13 protein-coding genes are annotated in these 19,013 nt (G+C 64.5%); 7 read left to right on the top strand and 6 right to left on the bottom strand.

What is annotated here, in order from left to right; translation table 11 throughout:
• Position 1 precedes the first annotated feature (1 nt).
• From ACN265_RS24985 to ACN265_RS25000, 4 genes are all read right to left on the bottom strand, one after another.
• The gene (locus tag ACN265_RS24985; protein WP_421409876.1) at positions 2–1,264 is read right to left on the bottom strand and encodes a DUF6357 family protein; all 1,263 of its coding nucleotides are present in this window, start codon (positions 1,262–1,264) and stop codon (positions 2–4) included.
• Positions 1,261–1,914 (bottom strand): hypothetical protein, encoded by a 654-nt coding sequence (locus ACN265_RS24990; RefSeq protein WP_421409878.1) that lies wholly within the window; start codon positions 1,912–1,914, stop codon positions 1,261–1,263. Before ACN265_RS24990 ends, ACN265_RS24985 begins: the two co-directional genes overlap by 4 nt.
• A 384-nt stretch (positions 1,915–2,298) precedes the next feature.
• Complete coding sequence (locus ACN265_RS24995) at positions 2,299–3,822, bottom strand: DUF4041 domain-containing protein (protein ID WP_421409881.1); 1,524 nt, start codon at positions 3,820–3,822, stop codon at positions 2,299–2,301.
• A 282-nt stretch (positions 3,823–4,104) separates the two neighbouring features.
• Positions 4,105–5,274: an EI24 domain-containing protein gene (locus ACN265_RS25000; RefSeq protein WP_421409883.1), complete on the bottom strand. Its 1,170-nt coding sequence runs from the start codon at positions 5,272–5,274 to the stop codon at positions 4,105–4,107.
• Positions 5,275–6,295: 1,021 nt separating this feature from the next.
• Between ACN265_RS25000 and ACN265_RS25005 the strand changes: the two genes are divergently transcribed.
• The 4 genes from ACN265_RS25005 to ACN265_RS25020 all read left to right on the top strand — a co-directional run bounded on the left by ACN265_RS25005 (position 6,296) and on the right by ACN265_RS25020 (position 14,167).
• The gene (locus ACN265_RS25005) at positions 6,296–9,913 is read left to right on the top strand and encodes an NACHT domain-containing protein (protein WP_421409886.1); all 3,618 of its coding nucleotides are present in this window, start codon (positions 6,296–6,298) and stop codon (positions 9,911–9,913) included.
• 148 nt (positions 9,914–10,061) lie between these two features.
• On the top strand, positions 10,062–10,886 hold the full coding sequence (locus tag ACN265_RS25010) for an ETEC_3214 domain-containing protein (protein ID WP_421409888.1): 825 nt from the start codon (positions 10,062–10,064) through the stop codon (positions 10,884–10,886).
• A 418-nt stretch (positions 10,887–11,304) separates the two neighbouring features.
• The gene (locus ACN265_RS25015; RefSeq protein ID WP_421409889.1) at positions 11,305–13,485 is read left to right on the top strand and encodes a DEAD/DEAH box helicase; all 2,181 of its coding nucleotides are present in this window, start codon (positions 11,305–11,307) and stop codon (positions 13,483–13,485) included.
• Complete coding sequence (locus ACN265_RS25020) at positions 13,478–14,167, top strand: DUF2290 domain-containing protein (protein ID WP_421409892.1); 690 nt, start codon at positions 13,478–13,480, stop codon at positions 14,165–14,167. Before ACN265_RS25015 ends, ACN265_RS25020 begins: the two co-directional genes overlap by 8 nt.
• Positions 14,168–14,673: 506 nt before the next feature.
• On the opposite strand, the gene ACN265_RS25025 is transcribed toward ACN265_RS25020, so the two are convergent.
• Both ACN265_RS25025 and ACN265_RS25030 read right to left on the bottom strand, forming a co-directional pair.
• A complete protein-coding gene (locus ACN265_RS25025; protein WP_421409894.1) occupies positions 14,674–15,510 on the bottom strand; it encodes a hypothetical protein in 837 nt (278 codons plus the stop codon).
• Positions 15,511–15,706: 196 nt separating this feature from the next.
• Positions 15,707–15,949, bottom strand: coding sequence for a hypothetical protein (locus ACN265_RS25030; protein WP_421409897.1), 243 nt, complete (start codon positions 15,947–15,949; stop codon positions 15,707–15,709).
• A gap of 255 nt (positions 15,950–16,204) precedes the next feature.
• On the opposite strand from ACN265_RS25030, the gene ACN265_RS25035 reads away from it, so the two are divergent.
• The 3 genes from ACN265_RS25035 to ACN265_RS25045 all read left to right on the top strand — a co-directional run bounded on the left by ACN265_RS25035 (position 16,205) and on the right by ACN265_RS25045 (position 19,008).
• Positions 16,205–17,170, top strand: coding sequence for a hypothetical protein (locus ACN265_RS25035; protein WP_421409900.1), 966 nt, complete (start codon positions 16,205–16,207; stop codon positions 17,168–17,170).
• Positions 17,171–17,239: 69 nt separating this feature from the next.
• On the top strand, positions 17,240–18,370 hold the full coding sequence (locus ACN265_RS25040; protein WP_421409902.1) for an HNH endonuclease: 1,131 nt from the start codon (positions 17,240–17,242) through the stop codon (positions 18,368–18,370).
• A gap of 143 nt (positions 18,371–18,513) precedes the next feature.
• Positions 18,514–19,008: an SGNH/GDSL hydrolase family protein gene (locus ACN265_RS25045; RefSeq protein ID WP_421409904.1), complete on the top strand. Its 495-nt coding sequence runs from the start codon at positions 18,514–18,516 to the stop codon at positions 19,006–19,008.
• Positions 19,009–19,013: the final 5 nt, after the last annotated feature.

Consider the following 19,013-nt stretch of genomic DNA (forward strand, 5'->3'; position numbering starts at 1 on the left):
GCTACCGGGCGTCGTCGCGTTTACGCCGCACCCGTTCGAACTCGGCGACATCCGCCATCCAGGGACCGTACCGGTCGAGTGCGGCGCAGCCACCACGGATGAAGGTGCTCACCAGCGTCCGGTACCCGCCGATCCCGTCGACCAGGCTGTACTCGACCCGGTACTGCGGGTCCGCCCCGCCGTCACCGAGGCGCACCGTCGTGATCCGGGCGAGGGAGTCCGCGTAGAAGTGCAACTGGACCCCCTCACCGCGTTCCTCGTCCTCGATGGTGAACACCTCGTTGTCCGCGGCGGAGCGATCGGCGACGAACTGCCAGAACTCGGCGGAGGCGGACCGCGAACCGTCCCGTACCCACGTCTTCGCGCCGCCCTTGTCGTCGGTGAACGACAGGGTCGTCCTGCGCGTACCCCCGCCGGCGTCGGCGTGGTCGCCGAGAGTCCCGTCGTCATCGTCGACAGGCGTGCTCCGGGCGCGGTCCGCGGCCTCCGAGCACATCAGGAAGCTCACCGTACGCACCGCGTCGTCGGCGAGCCCCGGGTACGCGCGACGCACGGCCGCCTCCACCGTCGACGCCAGCCGATCCCAGTCCCGCTTGTCGGTCGCCCGGTTCCCCCGGCGCGGGTCGAGACCGATCCGCATCCCGGCACCCGCCCGCTCGGCGGTGGCGATCACCCGCAGGACCTCCGGCAACAGTGCGGGGTCGACGGCGTCGGGCAGCCGCCTCGGCAGGGTCGCGCCGTGCAGATACTGGCCCGTGTACCGCAGAACCTGCGCGTCGAGCGGCCCGAGGACGACGCCCCGCTCGGCGCGACGACGCTCCGCGTGGTACTCCTGAACCCGCTTCTCGTCCGCCCGCTCCGTCGCCGGGCGTAGTGCCGCACAGAGCTGACCCCGGTCAAGCAGATCGAGGTCGGCCCCATGGGCGACGAGCCGGCCCCGGTCCCACCCGATCCGTCGGAAGAGCGCGTCGACCTCCGCGGGCGGGGCGAGCAGAACCGGGTCCAGGAGCGCGACGGCGGCGTTCTCGTCGAGCCGGCCCCGGGTTCCGGCCGCGTCACACAGCGGCAGTACGGCGCTCCACAGCAGCAGGTGTCGGGCCAGGTCCTCCCGGATCACCGCAAGATGGGCCGCGGAGACCGGAAACGTGAAGGTCCGGGGCTCGTGGTTGGCGTCGGCCCCGGCCGCGAGCATCAGCTTCAGCTCGCCGTCCTCGCGGATCACCCGCGGAAGCCAGCCGCCCCGCGCGAAGACGACGTCGCTCACGACCACCGCGCACACTCGACCTCGAGGCGCGGATCGGTGCGCACCCACACCTCACCCCCGGTGGCCCCGGCCGGTGCGTCGACCCGTTCCAGACCGAGGAATTCGATCAGTTTCAGCACCGTGGCCCGTTCGGCCCGGTCCTCGTCGACCTCATGCGCGTGGAAGAAGACGTAGTACCGGTCACTCGGGTCGACACAGCCGGTGTCCGCCCAGATCCGGGCGACCTCCTGGAGGGCCGCCTCTTCGGTCGTGATCGTCGCGGCGAAGGCGGCACCCCGGGTCTCCGGCGACGCGTCGAGGTCGGAGAGGTCGGAGAACCACTGACCGAAGCGGTCGAGGCCGGCGTAGCCGTTCTCGAAGAACAGCATGGCGCTCGGCAGGTAGCGGTTGGCCCGGCCGGCCCGGAGATGTTCCGCCCGGGGCTGGTCCGCTCCCCTGATCCGGGAGATCACCCCCTGACGGGGCATGAGCACCAAACTCTGCCCCGCCGCTGCGTCCCTGATGGTGTAGGTCCCGGCCTCCCGCCCCCGGAAGAACGCGGAGAAGGCCATGTACGCCTCCTGGGGGTCACCCACCGAGACCTGCTGGTCGTCGTCGTCACCGGCGGTGAAGACGAACTGTTTCGGTCCAGGCTGGTAGGGACGGGCCATAGTTCGTCCTCCGGTTCGGTAGGTACGTCCCGCCAGGGTAGTTGATCAGGGCGGACCCGCCTGCGGCCCTGGTCACAGACGTACCCCGCGCAGACGACGAGCCCTGGACCGTACCGGCCCGGAAGCGGGCCGGCGCATCGCCGAGCCGTGTACGCCCGTCCTCGGGACGGACGGCCACCGCAGGTCGGACCGCCACCGGTCCGGCCACGGCTCCGTCACCGACGGCGATGTCGCGCTGTGGCGGCGACCAGTGGGTCGTTGTGGCGTGCCGTCAGCGGCTGGCCGCCGGCGACCGTTGCTGACGACAGTGTCAGAACGGCTGCGGACGCGACTGATCCGTTGGACCCACCGGCCCACTGGGCGCCCGCCGCCAACCTCTGCAGGTCATGTGGTCGTAACCGGCTGGTCCTGGGTCTGGGTGAGGCTCTGCCGGTACTCGAGAGCTTCCGGGACCTCCTCGTACTGCAGCAGGCTGCCGGTCAACGCCAGCAGGTGTTCCTTGGCCTCCTCCGGCGTGGCGTAGAAGAACTCACGACGGTGGTTGACCAGGTTGACCCGCCGGTCGGCCAGCCGTGCGTGCATCTGCGCCTCGATACCGACAGCGTCGTCGGAGAAGAACAGGGCATGCACATCGAAGTTGAAGGGCACCGAGGCGTCACTGAGCTCGCGCACCCGGTCCAGCGGGTCCAGGCGACGGGTCATGCCGACCTTGACCATCTTCTCGCCGAACGCGCCGAGGTTGGAGATCACGTACACATAGCCGGCCCGCACGTTGGCGGCCCGATGGTCCACGTCCTGAATCGCGGTGTCGATCTGGGCCAACCGGTCCTGCATCAGGGCGGCACCGTCGGCATCGCCCTTGGCCTGCAAAGCGGCCAGGGCGTTGGCGTAGTGCTGGCGTTCCTTGTCGAGCCGGGCGCGTTCGCGTTCGATCTCCTGCTGCGCGCGTCGCTCCTCGCGCAGCCGGGCCTTCTCCTCCCGGTCCCGCTCCTTCTCCTCGGCCAACTTCTCCTGGTAATCGGCGGTCAGTTCCAACTCTCTGATCCGCATCCGGTGGTATTCCCCGGCAATCCGGATCTGCATCGTCTTACCGAGCTTGGCAATGGTGGCGGTCACCTTCCCCAGCCGGTCCACCGCCGAGTCGAGCTTGTAGGGCTTCAACCCGCGCACCAGGTTGTCGGCCTCGGCGTTGTAGGCACGGAGCATCAGCTTGGAGAAGTCCCGGACCATGACCCGCCCCTCGGCGGCTGAGCCGTTGACCGTCCATCCGGTGGCGGCCTTGACCGCGCCCCCGTCCTTCTTCGTCATCGCCTTGATCTGGTCCTGAAGCCGGCTGAGCTGGCTCTTGTAGGCCACGGAGTCCGACAGGGGATGCCGGTACCGATAGACGCCCGCTTCCTGCAGCAGTGCCGTCTCCTCCGTGACCACGATCTGCTGCCGGAGCTCGCGCAGATGCCGATCGAGCTCGGCCTTCCGCGCTTCCCCCTTGGCTGTCAGGCCGGCGATCTCCCGGGTCAGACGTTCCCGGTGCTGCTCCAACTCCATCGCCGACAGCACACCGAGCCGTGACATCTCCGCCCGTAAGCCCGTCAGCTCGACGCGCAACTGGTCCAGCTCGCTGCGGAGCTGCGCGTTCTCCACGGTCAGTTCACGCGCCTTGCCCCGGGCACCGAACAGAGGGATGTCCGGACTCCCATTGCGCTGCTGCAGGACGACGGCAGGGGCGCCAGCAGCCTGCGCGGCGGCCGTAACGGGTGCCGCCGGTGCCGGAGCTGGCACGTCCGGAATCCACAGCCGCCACCCCGGCGGAGGAGGGCCCCAGGCAGGATCCGGCGTCCAACCCGTGGGCGGCACCCAGCCCGCAGGCGGCGTCGGCCAGTTCGGCGGCGCATTGAAGCGATATCCCATTACTCTCCCCGGGCATCATGACTGTCCGACGAAAGTAGCGCCGTAGCCGCCGAGGGGACATCGACGACCCAGATCAGCAGGGCAGCCATCCAGCCGACCACGGATACCCGAGCGAGGACTTCAGTCTGCTTGCCGACAGAAAGGCATCCGGTTTGGTGAGGCGCACCGGTGAGCCTGTCTCGCTTCGGCCTTGGCCTCTTGAGAAGAACGGCCCAACGGCTCCCGAGCACCCACTGAGAATCGGCCCGTCAGGTAATTCCGGCAGGTAATTTCCGAAAGGTGTCAAGCCTGGGTCGCAGGGTTCGCGGGCGGCAACGCGCTGGGCTGGGTCGACCGAACACTCCCTGCGGAGTCGATGTCGCCGGCCGTCCCGGCGTTGCTGGCCGACTCGATCCGCTGGTGTAGCAGGATCGCCCCGACCAGGGTGGAGGGTGCGGTCAGCAGGTACAGGGCGACTCCCGGCACCGCGAGCACCGGGCTGACCGGCAGCAGCGTGAGCATTCGCAGCGACAACACCGGCAGGATCAGGACGCAGATGCTGGTCACACCGAAGCCGAGCGTGAACCCGAGGTTCCGCCAGGCGAAGCGCATCTGCTCGCCAACACCCCGCACGCCATGATGGTGCAGCGGCACGGCGAGCACCAACGAGCCGATCAGAAAGCCATTGAACAGCAGACCACCCCCGAAGGCCGCGACGAGGTTCACGCCGGGGATCCACAGCAGTGGCAGAACGATCAGCCAGCCCACGTGCAGAACCAGGGTGACGATGACCGTCTGACGCAGGCAGACCGCCGCCGAGCGATACCATGCCGGCGCTCTCTGGTTCGTCCCGCCGGTGCGCCGGATCACGTCGCGGGTCAGGGCCGGGAAGAACGCCGCACCGAACAGCATGGTCAGCGGCACGGTGAGCGCGGTCATCGCGCCATGGAAGAACAGGCTGATCGCGGCCCACAACACCTTGTCGATGATCCAACGGACTACCTCGGGCCAGCCGGACGCGAACCCGAGCAGCCAACCGGTGAGCCGCTCGACCAGCATCCCGGTGGCTTCCTGCAGTCCCAGCAGCGCCAGGCCGGTCAGCGTGAGGGGAAGCAGCACGAACGTCCAGAGGCCGGGCGTGGTGACGAACAGCTTGGCACCGCGGAAGAAGTACCCGACACCGATGAAGAAACGTCCGATCCTGGTACCGGCCGCCTTGGCGCCGCGCAGTGTCTGGTACCCCGCGACCCCGACAGCATGCCCGGCAGCCCCCGCCATCCGGGCTGCTGCCGAACCAGCCCCGTCTCGTGCCAGCGGCCCGCCCGCAGCCGGCACCGCTTGCTCCTCCGATGCCATTGGCGTCAGCTGTGCGCTCGACGGGACCTCGAAGGCCGGCGGGAAGCCATAGGCCGAGGGAAGTACCTGGGCGGTCGACAGATCACTCGGCGGAAATGGACGCGGCTGCGGATCCATGCGTCAGGGCCCTCCAGGAATTCGATCGACACGGCGAGCGGCAAGCACCGGAAAGGCTTCTCAGCGGTCGGTTTGGCGGTAGCCGATCCTGCGGATCTTCCGAGTTGTCGGGTGCACGATGGCATTCCCGACGCCCGATCACGCCCGGACCGTCGTCCATTCTGGACACTAGCGATCCAGTCCCGCCACCCGCCACCCCGTCCACGGCACACGGCAGCGCCCCCGCTGGAGAAGCACCACCGTAGACGTGACGCCGCCGGCCGGGTCAGCCCGGATCACCTCCGTCGACCGACGGCTCGACGTCCGCACCAGCCGACCATAAAGCAAGATCATCGACAGCGGACGGGCGCACGCAGGCGACGCTGAGGCCCGAGTGGCCGCCGACATGCCGTTCGTCCGCCCTGGGCCGGGACGGTCCACCGGCTCCCGAGCGCCCACCGAGACACCGGACCACCGGCAGAAACCCCAAAAGGCCCTGACCCAGAGAGAAACCCCAGGTCAGAGCCTTTTTGGTGGTGCGCCGCCAGGGACTCGAACCCCGAACCCGCGGTTACCGAAAGTAGCGGCCCCAACATGTCGCCGCCTGTCGAAGATTGCCACTGAGATGCCCAAACATGCCCACGCAATGATCGCTCCCTGTCACTGTTTGTCACCCATCGACGTGGGTTTTCGGGGGGTAAACGAGGGGTCCGACAGCACGTTGCCATGATCCATCTGCCTCTGCTCAGGGTCGGGCACCATCGGCATGTTTACGACCAGCATCCGCCCTCATCGCGACCCGCCCGCGACCGGCAGAGGTTCGTGTCGGCGGGAGATCGATACCGCAACGCCACGTGAGCACCGGTAAGCGAGATCGTCATCGACGGTGCCACGCCACATAGGTTCACCTGCTAGGGGCGACGGCGACCACGAATCCACGTCCCAGGCTACGGCAATTGATGCCCCACCCCCCTCACTCTGGACCACAAGCCTGGCGGATGTGCGGCCCGCAGATGTCGGTGCCTCGTGAGAGCATGCCGGGGTGCGCTACCGGTACGAAGACCTCGGCGACCGCGAGTTCCAGCAACTCATTCAGGCGCTGCTGGCTCACTCGCTGGGGTCGACCATGCAGGCAATGCCCATCGGTAAGGCTGACGGCGGGCGAGATGCCCTGCACGGTACTAGCGTCTACCAGGTCAAGTTCACCATCGCCCCACACAAGGTCAAAGATCCAGTCACCTGGCTAATCGATGCACTCGACGGCGAGACAGAGAAGATCATCGCCCTCGTGGAGAGGGGCGCGAGGACCTACTACCTGATCACCAACGTCGAGGGCACAGGGAACCTCGACACCGGGACCGTCGACCGGCTGAGCCAAGCGCTGGCGGATCGATCAAGGGCGTGGTCGATCGAGATCTTACCCTGGTGGCGGGAGACCATCGATGCTCAGGTGAGCGCTGCTCCCAACCACCTTCTTCGCCCGTTCATCCGGATTCTTCCACCCGACCAGATCCTGGCGCTGACAAAGCTCGACGGCTCCTCGGACGCTCGCCGCCGGGACCGGATCCTCCTCGCCTACCTGCGCGACCGGTACGCCTTCGATGACCCGATTCGGTTCGGCGAAGTGGACCTGATCGGCCCGACGGTCGACAAGCTATTCGTCGACGTGCCCGTGGCAAGCCGGGAAGCCGGCAGCGCCCCGTATCGGCTGATGGAACAGCTGGGTACCGCCGATGTCGAGGAGGTTGGCCGCAAGGCCGGCCACGGCCCTGGCCAATGGCAGACCGGGGCCTCCTTCCTGCTGCTACACGCTGCGTGGCGCGGCAACGCCTTGATCGTCGGTGGTCCGGGACAGGGCAAGACGACCCTGTTGCAATTCGTTTGCCAGGTCTATCGGTCCCTGCATCTCGACGACGGCAGGTACCTCAAGTCCGCCAAGGGCATTCGGCCACACGTGGTCCGGATTCCGTTTCGCGTAGAGCTTCGCGAGTACGGCGCGTGGCTGACCAGAGTGGCAAAGCGGCGCAAGAAGGATCCTTCCGCAAGCGAAGCCTTAGAGGAGTACCTCGCTTGGCATGTCGGCGAACATAGCGGCCGCCGGTTCACCACCGACGACCTCGCCGAGCTGTTAGCCGAGCATCCGGTCCTACTAGCTCTCGATGGGCTGGACGAGGTTGCTGACCTCACGACACGCGAGCGGGTCGCCGATCAGATCGGGCGCACCGCGACACGGCTCGCCGGACCAGACTTTGACGTCGTCATTGCTGTCACCACCCGGCCGGGTGCTAGCGGTGCCCTCGAGCAACTAGGCCCACGGTTTCCACACCTACTTATGCAGCGGCTCACCAAGCGGCTGCAACTTGCCTATCTGCGCCGCTGGGCTGAGCAGAGCGAGCTAGATACCGCCGCGACCGATGCGCTATGGCGCCAGTTCATCGCCAACCTGCACCTTCCGCATGTGGCAGAGCTAGCGTCCAGCCCGATGCAGATGGCGATCCTGCTGCACCTGCTGCAGCGCCGCCGGATCCTTCCAGAACAGCGCACCGAACTGTACGCCGATTACGTCAAGGTGTTCTTCGATCGGGAAAGTCCCAAAGAACCGATCGTGGACGCGCACCGCAAGCTGGTCTTGGCCCTGCACCGGTTCCTCGCCTGGCACCTGCAGTCCGCAGCCGAGCGCCGTGCGAGCAGCGGCGGCATCCCCCTTGCCGATCTCAGAATGCTGATCGGCGAGTTCCTGACCGCTTACGACGAAAATAGCCCAGACCTAACAACCCTGTTCACCTCGGTGACCTCTCGGGTGGTGTGCTTGGTGCAGCGAGCATCCGGCGTCATCGAGTTCGAGGTGCAGCCGCTACAGGAGTACTTTGCCGCCAGCTACCTCGCAGAACGAGCGCAACCACGTGGAAGGGGGACGAAAGATGCTCGCCTCAGCGAGCTGCTCAAGCGGCCCTACTGGTCTAACGTCCTACGGTTCTTCGTTGGCATGTGGAGCGAGGCAGAGCTCAAGGGCTTGCCAACGATAGTCCGGGAGGTACGCGCCGAGACACCGTTCGACGTACTGCCGCTCACCGGTGCAATCCTACTGCAGCTGCTGCGTGATCAGGTCTACCAAGGCCTGACGGCCGTTGCAGTGCGGGGCGCGGTCGAGGCCGCCCTTGAGGGCCCGCAATGTCTCCTCGCCACCGACGGCCTCATTGACGACACCGGTGAACCGGTACGTCTCTCTCAAGGGCCTGCCTCGCAAGTGGTCACTTACACCCGCGAACGTCTGCTCAAAGAGAGCGTCCCAGCGCTCCGCGATGCCCTGGCCGTCCTGCTGCGTACCCACGACACACTCCATGCTGCTCGCCAGTGGTGGTGGAGCCCGGAGGTGCGGCAGCCCACCATGGTATGGCTTAGAACAGCGGCCCACCTCGGCGCACTAAGCCAGCTCACCACAGCAGATGCCGAGCATCTCATCGCCTGTGTCGAGCAAGAGCAGGACTCCGGGGTGCGCGCGGCGGTTCTCCCGCTGCTGATTGCCGCCAACAGCGACATCAGCTCGGGTCCGCTGATTCGCCTGTGTCTCGACGACCTGGCCGACCGCTTCCAGTTCGATCCGGCACGCTCCAGCAGCGATAAGCCGGAGCGGCCACTGTCCAAGCTAGTGCGCCACGCCCACCCCGAGCACTTCTACGACCACCGACGTGCCGGTCTACGCCCCAGTGCCGCAGGGTGCGCCACGGCTCGACAACAACGCCAAGATCCGATCGCTGGACCGATGAACTGTGCAGACATCGTTGCGAGCCTCGCCGCGGCTCACCAGAACGGGGACTGGCGCGCCGAGGACTCGTGGCGCCAGCTATTTCAGGTTCTCACTGCCGCGTTCGGTGACAGCTGGCTGCTGCGCGAGGCCATTGTCGCCACGCCGGACAGCATCAGCTTCCTCCCGAGCAAACCACAGATAGGGGCAGGGGCGACAGTCAACGGCGTCGCCGCCTGGCTAAGACAGGCAGGTCATCACAATGCCGACGTCGGCTGGTGGACTCGCCAGCGCCCGCCAGCCACCGACCCCCTCGCCGCCCGGACTTGGCTCTGCGCTCTGACGTTGCGCGCGAAGGCCCAAGTGGTCGCCGCCTGCATCAATACCGCCGACGAACTCCTTCTAGCAATGTCGCCAGAGCACACTGCAAGCGTCCTCGCGACCGTGCACCGATTCTGCTCGCAGACCGCGCCAAGACGACTCGACCTTCACACGCAGCTCCATAGCCGCAGGGTCCGGCCAAGCCCCATCGCCGCCCTGCTGCTCTACGAGGTGGCGTTCGACACCACACGTCCCGAGCTCGCCCGCATCGTTCTGGAGGATCTACCCGCAGTGCTGAGGCTGCGCGAGGACGTAACACGACTAGCGCTCGAACTCATGGACGAGCACCAAAACCGGCCGCCGAAGCAGACCGTGTTCGCCGGCACGCGACCCTTCATCCCACCAGGCACGCTGTACCCCAGCCTCAGGGTCAGCCCCGTGACCGCAGGGTTCGCCCGCAGGGTCTTGGCTAGTCCCGAGCAGTGGCCGGTTGATGTAGTCTTGGGCGCTGCGCGAACACTGGCCTCGGCACTATCCTCTCAGCCACCGCTTGCCGAGATCGCGGCCGCCGACGGTTGGTTCGACGATGACTGACCCTGTCACCCCGCTATCCTGCCGGAATTGACGGCATAGAGTCCATGGGATGCTGGTGTTCGGGCCGATCACCACTAATGGCCCTGCTAACCCGGAGCTTTCGTGCTCAGGGCGTGCGTGGCCAGGATGGATGTCAGATAATCCTACTGTGAACTGGTTGCCCTGGCTCGTAGATGCGCTGAAAACCGTACCCCCTGTTGTCGCGTCGATTACCTTGTTCACGCTCCTGCGCGCTTGGTGGAGACGGACTCTTGGCCGGCGTCGAGGTTGGACAAGGAGCTACGACCGACTCGTGCCCGGAATACACCCGGACCTAGTAAAGGAGTTGTTCGGACATCCAACCTTCGAAGGCCGAGCCACGGGCAGGGCTCCCTCCGAGGAGGCATGGGCCGAGGCAGACCTGACCGTACGAACCTGGGTGCTCGATCGAGATGGCTACTTAGTCACTTGGACGACCCACGGCGATGCCGGGGATGCAGTGGTGGCGTACTCGCTTACTACAGCAAACCGCTGGTTCTCCCCTCGAATCCGAGTGGTGACCCCCGAGGATAGGTGGGTGAAGCTCGGCCGAACAGTCTTTGACGGAGCCCTAGACGATGAAGTTCCAGAGCACCTGGACCGCTCTGGATGGCTAGGGGCCAGGAGATCTAGCTATTGGGAACGCTACTACTGGGGTAATCCCGGCCTGTATCTGACATGGTACATCGGCTACACCAACTGCGGTTACTCGCGCCGTTCTGGAATTCCGGTGGATACAAGCGAGCCTGATGCAACAGAGGGATGGATCCAAGAGTTCCGCCGAACAACATCAATCAACAGCATCCTTGTTACGCACGGCTCGCCAGAAATCGACTTCCAAGACATCGGCCCGAATCTTGACCTTGTTCGGTTGGCCTCCCGGCCAACCACGGCCGAACGGCTACGCCACTGGTCACTCCGGTCGTTGCTGAGGAGACCTTCGCGAGCCGCCTGACATCCTTGCCGACGTCGCTACTTGGGACGACCAGCACGCAGCCAACAAGCCACAGTCGGCCGGCACCCCCATGATGCCATGACAGTCGGCCAGGGCTGTCGGTGATCGAGGCCTCCTTCGACTCGTCGCCATCGGCGTCGCCACAGCTCTGCTTCACGGCCCACAGGATGACAGGAGGAACCCAAGCAGGCTGGCCGGCTGGTCGGCACCAGGGCGAGCCAGTGAGTCCCTCCGTTCGTCGTCCCCAACGGACTCACGCGGAGCGAGTGACTCAACGCCGGCTTCCGTCAGCCCTTGGCCGCGATGCCTTAACGTAGTTAGATCAGGGGTAGTCGGTGCAGTTGCCGCTGCGCTCGCTGCCAGCGAGGCGACCAAACCGAAGCGTACGATTTCGGCAGCGGATCGAGGAACAGCAGCAATGACAGGAAACGCCACGATTGTTAAGGGCACCAACGACAAGCCCGTGGCTAGCGATAGCCTCGCTAGGTTCTTCGAAGGCACGACAGGTCTTGATGGTCAACTCTTCATCGGCTACCCCATCATTGGCGGGGTAGAGGGCAAGCACCCTATCGATGCCGTCTATGTATCGCCAACGCAAGGCGTCGTTATCTTCGATTTGGTGGAGGGCTCTGACGTCAGTGGCTACGATGAGCGCCAGGACGATGCCGCTACCAAGCTCGGATCTCGCCTGCTTGGATACAAGGAGCTTGTACAACGACGACAACTGGCCATCGAAATCCACACAATTACCTACGCTCCGGCGTTAAGCCGCGTGCCGCAACCGGACGAAGCCGGATACATCGTTGCGAACGACGATAATCTCAAATCCTCGCTCTCCGGCCTGACGTGGCCGAGCGCCCGGCCTGAAATTTACGAGCGGACGCTCTCAGCCATCCAGAACATCTCAACAATCCGCAAGGCGCGTTCAGGTCGGAAGATTGAGAATGCAGCATCCCGCGGTGCCAAGCTGCAGCATCTGGAAGCAGCCATCGCGACTCTCGACAACCTTCAGGGCAAGGCAGTCATCGAGACAGTCGAGGGAGTTCAGAGGATCAGGGGTTTGGCTGGCTCCGGCAAGACCATCGTCCTCGCACTTAAAGCGGCCTACCTGCACGCTCAACACCCCGAATGGCGCATCGCCGTCACCTTCAATACACGTTCACTAAAAGGCCATCTGGTCCGACTCATCAACCTCTTTGCTATTGAGGCAACCGGCGAGGAACCAGACTGGTCGAACCTGCGTGTAATAAACGCGTGGGGTGCCCGTGGCGGGTCAACCCGCGAAGGCATTTACTATGAATTCTGCAATGAGAACGGAACAGAATACCTCGATTACGGCGCCGCCAAAAACGCGTTCGGCCGAGTCGATGCGTTCAAGGGAGCCTGCCGCGCCGCCTTGGATGCGGTCCCAGATCCTAACCAGACATACGACGCCGTACTAATCGACGAGGCGCAAGATCTGCCTCCAGAGTTCTTGAACCTCTGCTACTTGATGCTCCGGGACCCAAAACGACTGGTCTACGCGTACGACGAGCTTCAAAATCTCTCGAACAGCAGTGTTCCCCCTGCCGAGAGTATCTTCGGGCTCGACGCAACCGGCCGTCCGAAGGTGAAGTTTGACGGAAGTGCTTACGACCTAGGGGCACGACGAGACATCATACTAAGCAAGTGTTACCGAAATTCCAGGCCAGTGCTAGTCACCGCCCACGCCTTAGGGTTTGGCATTTACCGGAAGCCCGCTGGGAACGAGAAGACTGGACTTGTGCAGATGTTCGATGAGGCGGACCTATGGAAGGACATCGGGTATCGCGTGAAGGAGGGCGCGCTCCGGGACGGGCGTGCGGTTACGCTGGAGCGAACTGCTGATACCAGTCCGGGTTTCCTGGAAGCGCACTCGCTGATTGACGACCTCGTTCAGTTTCATGTCTTCAATGACACCCGCGAGCAGGCCGAGTGGATCGCCGCACAGATCCAAGAGAACCTAACAATGGATGAACTTCGCCCAGACGACATTGTCGTGGTGAATCCCGACCCCCTGACGACAAGCGGCGCAGGCGTTGGCCGAATCCGAAAGCTCCTATTTGATAAGGGTGTAACCAACCACCTGGCCGGCGTAGACACAACAGCGGATGTCTTCTTCAGGCCAGAGTTAGAAAAGAGCGTGACCTTCTCCGGGATCCACAGAGCCAAGGGCAACGAGGCCGCAATGGTTTACGTTATAAATGCCCATGAATCATATGGCGCTCAGAGAAATTTGGCGACAGTACGAAATCGCCTCTTTACAGCTATCACCAGAAGTAAGGCCTGGGTTCGGGTGGTTGGAGTTGGCCCAGACATGGTGCGCCTAAAAGAGGAGTTCGAAGCCACGCGGAGAGCAAACTTCGAGCTGCGCTTTACGTATCCCACGGAGTCAGAGCGCAATCGCCTACAGGTCGTTCATCGTGACTTCTCACCCGAGCAAGCGAGGCTGGTCAAGCAACATGACCAAGACTTGGCTTCCCTGTTGCAGAGTATCCGCGCTCGAAAGATCTTGCCAGGCGACCTTGACGATGGTGTTCGAGCGGAGCTTCGCTCCATTCTTGAGCAGGACGATGAGTAGCTCCACCCACCCGCACAGGCGAGTCGCCAGAGAGATCCAGGATCTGACCGGCTTCTTAATCGAGCAGGGATTCTCACAGGACCAAAACTATCCGGTCGAGGTCCAAACAGGCAGAGACGCCTTTGTCGTCAGCTTCTCCAACACAACCTCGTTCGCTCCCATGCTTAAGGATCGACCATATCCGGAGATGCACAAGGAGCTGCAGGGGGATCGTGCCTTCAACGTCCTCATGATTGATGGCGCCATGCTCCAGCTGACCTACTCATTCGGCGGAGGGATGCTTGTGCAATCACGCCTGGCCTTTCTTCCCTCCCCAAGTCTCCTCGACTATCAGAACGATCCAGAGCTGTATGAAGAGGACATCCTCTACGCCGACGTGATCGACAAGAAGGCGGTAAGCGTGCCGCTTCGTTTTGACTATGACGCCCGCCCCGGCGTTGCGTCTAGTTTGTTGCACCCGGTTTCGCACCTCACGCTCGGGCAGTATACCAACTGTCGCATTGCGACCACGGCACCGCTCACGCCATTCCTGTTCGTCGAGTTCATTTTGAGAAGCTTCTACAACACGGCAATGCGTCCCGTCGCCTCGAAGCTTCCTGGCGGTAGTTACCAGCTAACTCGGTGCATAACGACAGAAGAAGAGAGTCTCATACACGTTGGCGTGCCCTCCACGATTAATTAGCCACGAACATCCGCTAGATGTTGGGCGCGGGCAAAACCTTCCGTCTCGTCTACCCTGATGCCATCTGTCCGCCGCCGACCCGCACAACCGTGGATCGGGCCAGGGCCATGGCGACAAGGTGGAGTGCCCTATCCGACCTACGATTTATCAGTCCGGCGAAGCGTAACGAAAGGCCGATTTGGTCGAAGATGCACAAATAGCGGCTTATCTTATAATTCAGAGAGCCAGGTGAGGGCCCCGACCACTGTGGAGCAGTCGGCCTGGGCCGTGGGGCAGGATCAGGCCGCTGCAGACGGCATCAAGGTCACAGCTGTAGGTCGCAAGCAAACACGGCCAGCGGTGCGAGGGCCGCCGAATTCGGTCAACCCATCACCGGCCCTGAACCTCGTGACAGCGCTACCTCACGTAGATCACTCAGGCAACAGCGTCTGCCGGCCATCACTATATCGGCGAGAGCGCACTCGATCTGGCTGGATGGCCCTGTCCGAATGGCGGCCCACACCGTCTCACTGACTGTCGATGCGCCGGTCCACGGAGCCTGGAAACCCCCATAACATGAAGTCGTTGAGGTCCGGCATGTGCCTCCCGCGAGAGAGCGCGGGCCGCCAGCCACTGACCTTCATTGCCCAGAGGTCACCCGATACCGTTCGGTCCGGGTGATGGTCCACCTCGACCGGCCAGCCTTGTCCGGCCGCTACTTCGCGGACCCGGCGGTACATCCGGTCGGCGACACCCCTCTTACGGAACTCCTTGCGCGTGTCGACACGCTTGACCTCCCCTACCATCAGCCCGGCTTCAAGGCCGTCGAGGCGCCCGCCTGGCCGGATAATCGTCCATGCAAGGTGACCGATCCAGGCGAGGGTGTCGGCCGCGAGCGCCACGACGACCGCGCTGCCCTCGCGGTGGAACACGATGTGCACATCCTCCGCCGCCGAACTTCCGTCAACTAGATCGACGATCGGATCAGGTTGCCGCGTGCTGATGGCGTCGGCATCCTGCAACGAGCACACTTCGTCCTCACTGTCCGGGACCGCCAACCCCGTCCAGATGTCAACACCGACCAGTTCCCGCGCGGCCCGGCACAGGACAACGCCGATGCCGCGCTCCGTCCTGTCCTCGCGGACCCAGGCGTCCTTGACCTCACCGACGTGATCGTTTGAGCCAGTAGTCCAGGTAATGTGCCCCATGACGGTCAGCGCGTCCGGGTCAAGGCCGAGGATGGTCGAAAGTCGGCCACGCCGGACCAGCACGACGAGCAGCTTGGCTCGGCCAGCGTGACCGATGACCTCCCAGGGCTCGTCATCAATGGCCACCACCGGCGGCGTCGATTCCTCGATTGTCATAGTGGTTGCCCCTCCACTGCTCTGTCGCTCGAGTAGCGAGACGCCGATCGATCCGGTGGTGGCTCTCCGCACTCAGACGGCACGCGATGCGACGCTCAGGGCACCGCCTTGCGAAGACTACGTCGAAGCGTCGACTGACGTCACCTTCCCACGTCCTCGCTTCTACGGGCGCCTTCGTCGTGTCACGCGATGAGCATCACCAGTCCCTGCTCTGATGACCCCGTCCGCTGTCCAACCCCTCAGGAGGGGGATTGAAGACGAAGTCTCGGTACGAGCGATCCGGGACGAGACGCCGGCCCGCCTGAGCCTTTTTCAGCCAGTCGACAAGCTCGACGATGTCTTGCTCACGCATGCCTTCGCTCCGGAGTTTCCCGGCGAAGGCATCAGGCGCGACCCCGTACCAGCGGCGGCGGACGTTCATGAGATCGGCCTTGAACATGGCCTACTCGTTCCACTTCAGGTGGTTGTCGTAGCCTTTGGCCTTCAGGGCGAGGTACTCGGCGATGCTGACGACCGCTGGGTGGGAGGTCTTCGGTGTTGGCCATGGGCTAGTTGTACCGGTCGGAGGTGACACCCATCGCGACGCGGCTGCCCTACCGCGATTCGGCCGAACCGGGGTCGTCACGCACGTTACCTGTCGGTGGCCGCGTGTAGCGTGTGCGCAACCTGTTGCCGGCGGTGAGGAAGATCAGCTATGGGCGACGCTGCCGCATTTCATGATCAGCTTGTGGATTGGCTGTACGACAAGGCGAACGGCACCTCCACCGAAAATGTGCCGATCATGGAGTTCGCTGAGAGCGTCGGCCTAGATCTCGATGGCGCGTACACGCTGCTCTGGTACTGCCGCGACGAAGGGCTCGTCAGCGACAAGGGCTCGGGCATGGGCGACCCCTGCGGCATCCTTACCGCCTTCGGGATCGCCTATGTGCGAGAGCAGCGGCGCCGTCGGGCCGACCCTGCGCTACGGGCGCGCGCGTGCCGGTCGGGTCTGCTGAACTGGTTCTACCGGCAGCGGATCGCCCAGGTGCACATGCCGATCACCGGGGAGTTCGGCCAGGACGACGGGTCGGTCTGGAAGGGCGTCCGATTCACGGACGTCGAGATCCAGGAAGCGGCCGAGTACCTATCCGCCAAGGGGTTGATCGAGGGGATCGAGGTCGACCAGCTTCGCGGTCCCGTACGCGCCGAGGTGACCACTGACGGCATCGACTGCGCGATTGACTGGGAGGGTAATGTGGCGGACTACCTGCGCGACCAGAAGGGATACGGCCCGACGATCAACCATGGGCCGGTGTTCCATGGCGCTTCTCAGGGTGGCCAGTTCGCGTGGGGTAACCGCGATGTGACGCAGCAGCAGAACATCGCGGAGCAGGTCTCGCCGGAGTTCCAGCCGCTCGTGGAAGCGGTTGTGGCGATCCTTCAGCAGCTTCCCGGCTACGGGCTAACGCCGCGGGATCAGCAGGACATCGAGGCTGCGGCGAACGAGGTCCTCGCCGAGGTGCAGCAGGAGCAGCCCGAGCCGGGCAAGCTTCGTCGCGGCGTCGCCATGCTCAAGGGTTTCCTGTTCCCGATCGCGAAGGAGGCAGCGACAGAGGAAGCACGGCAGCTGGCGCAGCATGGCCTAGATCAGGTCACGGCGGCGATCGGCTCGGTTCTGTGATGCCCCCTTACGTAGCCTGGCCGGGGCGAGGGTGGCTCCTTGCGTAAACGGCCACCCGAGGCAATGTCGGTGAATCGCGCGAACGGCGGCTCGCTGAGCTTTGGGATCGAGCCGCCGGGGTCGACTGAGACGGCACCGCTGCGGCTGATCGAGGTGCTGCGCCCGCGCATGTTCGATGACTGCCCCATCTGCGGTGACCCGGCGACGACAGAGGAGCACGTACCGCCACAGCGGCTCGGCGGTACGCGGATGACCCTGACCTGCGCCCGGTGCAATAACAGCTTCGGGACTCTCCTGGAAGCCGACCTGGTCGACTGGTTCGACGAAGCCTGGTCGACGTCGTCCTTCCAATCGGCCGCGGTCCCCGGCAGGCGGCAAACGAGCCGGCTGTTGAGACGCTGGACATCCGACGGACAGTTCGTCCTCCTGCCGGAAGGGCGCTGGGATCCTGCCGTCGGCGAGATTCTGGCGGCTGGCGGTGATGTAACTCTGGAAGTCTCGCCACCGAATCAGAATCGCTGCCGCCTGGCGCTACTCAAGTCGATGTACCTCGCGCTGTGCATCAAAGCCGGCGTTCCCGAAGGTGAACCAGCGGATCGCCTGCGGGCCGAACTGCTCGCAGCGCGCGACGCGAAGCGCAAGGCGGACGTGCCGGTCAGTCCGATTGCGCTGGGACTGACCGTGCTACGGCACTGGGGAGACCCGATCACCGAGGAGTCTGTGGTGTTGGCTGAACTCCAGCCGAAGACCGGGCCAGCATTGGGGTTCCTCCTCGCAGGCCGGGTGTTCGTCTCCGCATCGTCCTCGTGGACCGAAGCGACGGTCACGCCGTCCGGACGTCTGGTCAACCAACTCCAGGTCGGCGCTTCGGTGCGCGGCGAAGTAGCGTCCGTTCATCCCCAGCCGTCACCACAGGCTCGCGACGTCGGGCGTAGCCATGCCGCTCACCAGTACCAGTCCGCTCCGCTTGAAGTGGTTGAGCCGGCGTTGACAGCGGGACGCCGTCCCAGCGCATTGTCATCGTCGCTGCTGGAGCTGCCCGAAGCCGATCGCCACCCGATCATGCGGGATATCGGCGGGTCGGACGGCGCGGGGTATGACACTTCCCCCGGCCGTCGAACGCCGCCCGCTCGAACGGATTGGCTGAACCGGCAGCGCGGCCGGGGGAGCTTCACCGACGACCGAGACAGCCACGCCTGAAGCCGCATCCGACGACGGCGCAGCCGATGCAGTCGATACTCTGCGAGGACCGTTTCTTCTCGATTCTTCGATACGCAATGGAGGCGAGCGTGGGGTACCAGGATCCAGGTGCAGCAGGGGTCATCAGACGCACTACGGTCCGAATGCCCTACCTGCCCGACGCTCAGCTGGCCAAAGCCGACCGCCTTGGCGACAGCATCGTCGTCGATCCGAGCAGCCCGATCGCGTTGCGGCGCGCTGCGGCGCAGATGGCAGTACAGTTTCGCCGTGAGACTGGCTATGACTTCGCCCCCTACGATGCCGGGGAGCCAGACGGCGTCGTCGTCCTGATCCCAACCCGTCGGTTTCTCATCGCCTACGGCAGCCTTATCGCTGGCGCGATCGGTATCGATCCAACCGCGTTCTACGAAGGTCTGCCTCAGCCCGTGCCTCGCGCTACCTGGGTCTACCTGCATCCCTACGAACGCGGCAGAGCGGCCGTCACCGATGTATGGCCAGCATTGGCTCAACGCTGGCCTGGGCTCAGTCTCGCCGGCCCCTTCACTCCCGCCGGGAGAGCCCTCGTCGACCGCCTCATCGAGCAGGGCCAACATCCAACCCATCTCGGCGAGACGCCGATCCACGATATCGTGACATAACCCAT

Source organism: Micromonospora sp. WMMD730, assembly GCF_049178955.1.
Lineage (GTDB): Bacteria > Actinomycetota > Actinomycetes > Mycobacteriales > Micromonosporaceae > Micromonospora > Micromonospora wenchangensis.

Coding starts and splice junctions, on each gene's coding strand:
- ACN265_RS24990 (WP_421409878.1), bottom strand. CDS start 1,914: ATGGCCCGTCCCTACCAGCCTGGACCGAAACAGTTCGTCTTCACCGCC.
- ACN265_RS24995 (WP_421409881.1), bottom strand. CDS start 3,822: ATGGGATATCGCTTCAATGCGCCGCCGAACTGGCCGACGCCGCCTGCG.
- ACN265_RS25000 (WP_421409883.1), bottom strand. CDS start 5,274: ATGGATCCGCAGCCGCGTCCATTTCCGCCGAGTGATCTGTCGACCGCC.
- ACN265_RS25015 (WP_421409889.1), top strand. CDS start 11,305: ATGACAGGAAACGCCACGATTGTTAAGGGCACCAACGACAAGCCCGTG.
- ACN265_RS25020 (WP_421409892.1), top strand. CDS start 13,478: ATGAGTAGCTCCACCCACCCGCACAGGCGAGTCGCCAGAGAGATCCAG.
- ACN265_RS25025 (WP_421409894.1), bottom strand. CDS start 15,510: ATGACAATCGAGGAATCGACGCCGCCGGTGGTGGCCATTGATGACGAG.
- ACN265_RS25030 (WP_421409897.1), bottom strand. CDS start 15,949: ATGTTCAAGGCCGATCTCATGAACGTCCGCCGCCGCTGGTACGGGGTC.
- ACN265_RS25035 (WP_421409900.1), top strand. CDS start 16,205: ATGGGCGACGCTGCCGCATTTCATGATCAGCTTGTGGATTGGCTGTAC.
- ACN265_RS25045 (WP_421409904.1), top strand. CDS start 18,514: ATGCCCTACCTGCCCGACGCTCAGCTGGCCAAAGCCGACCGCCTTGGC.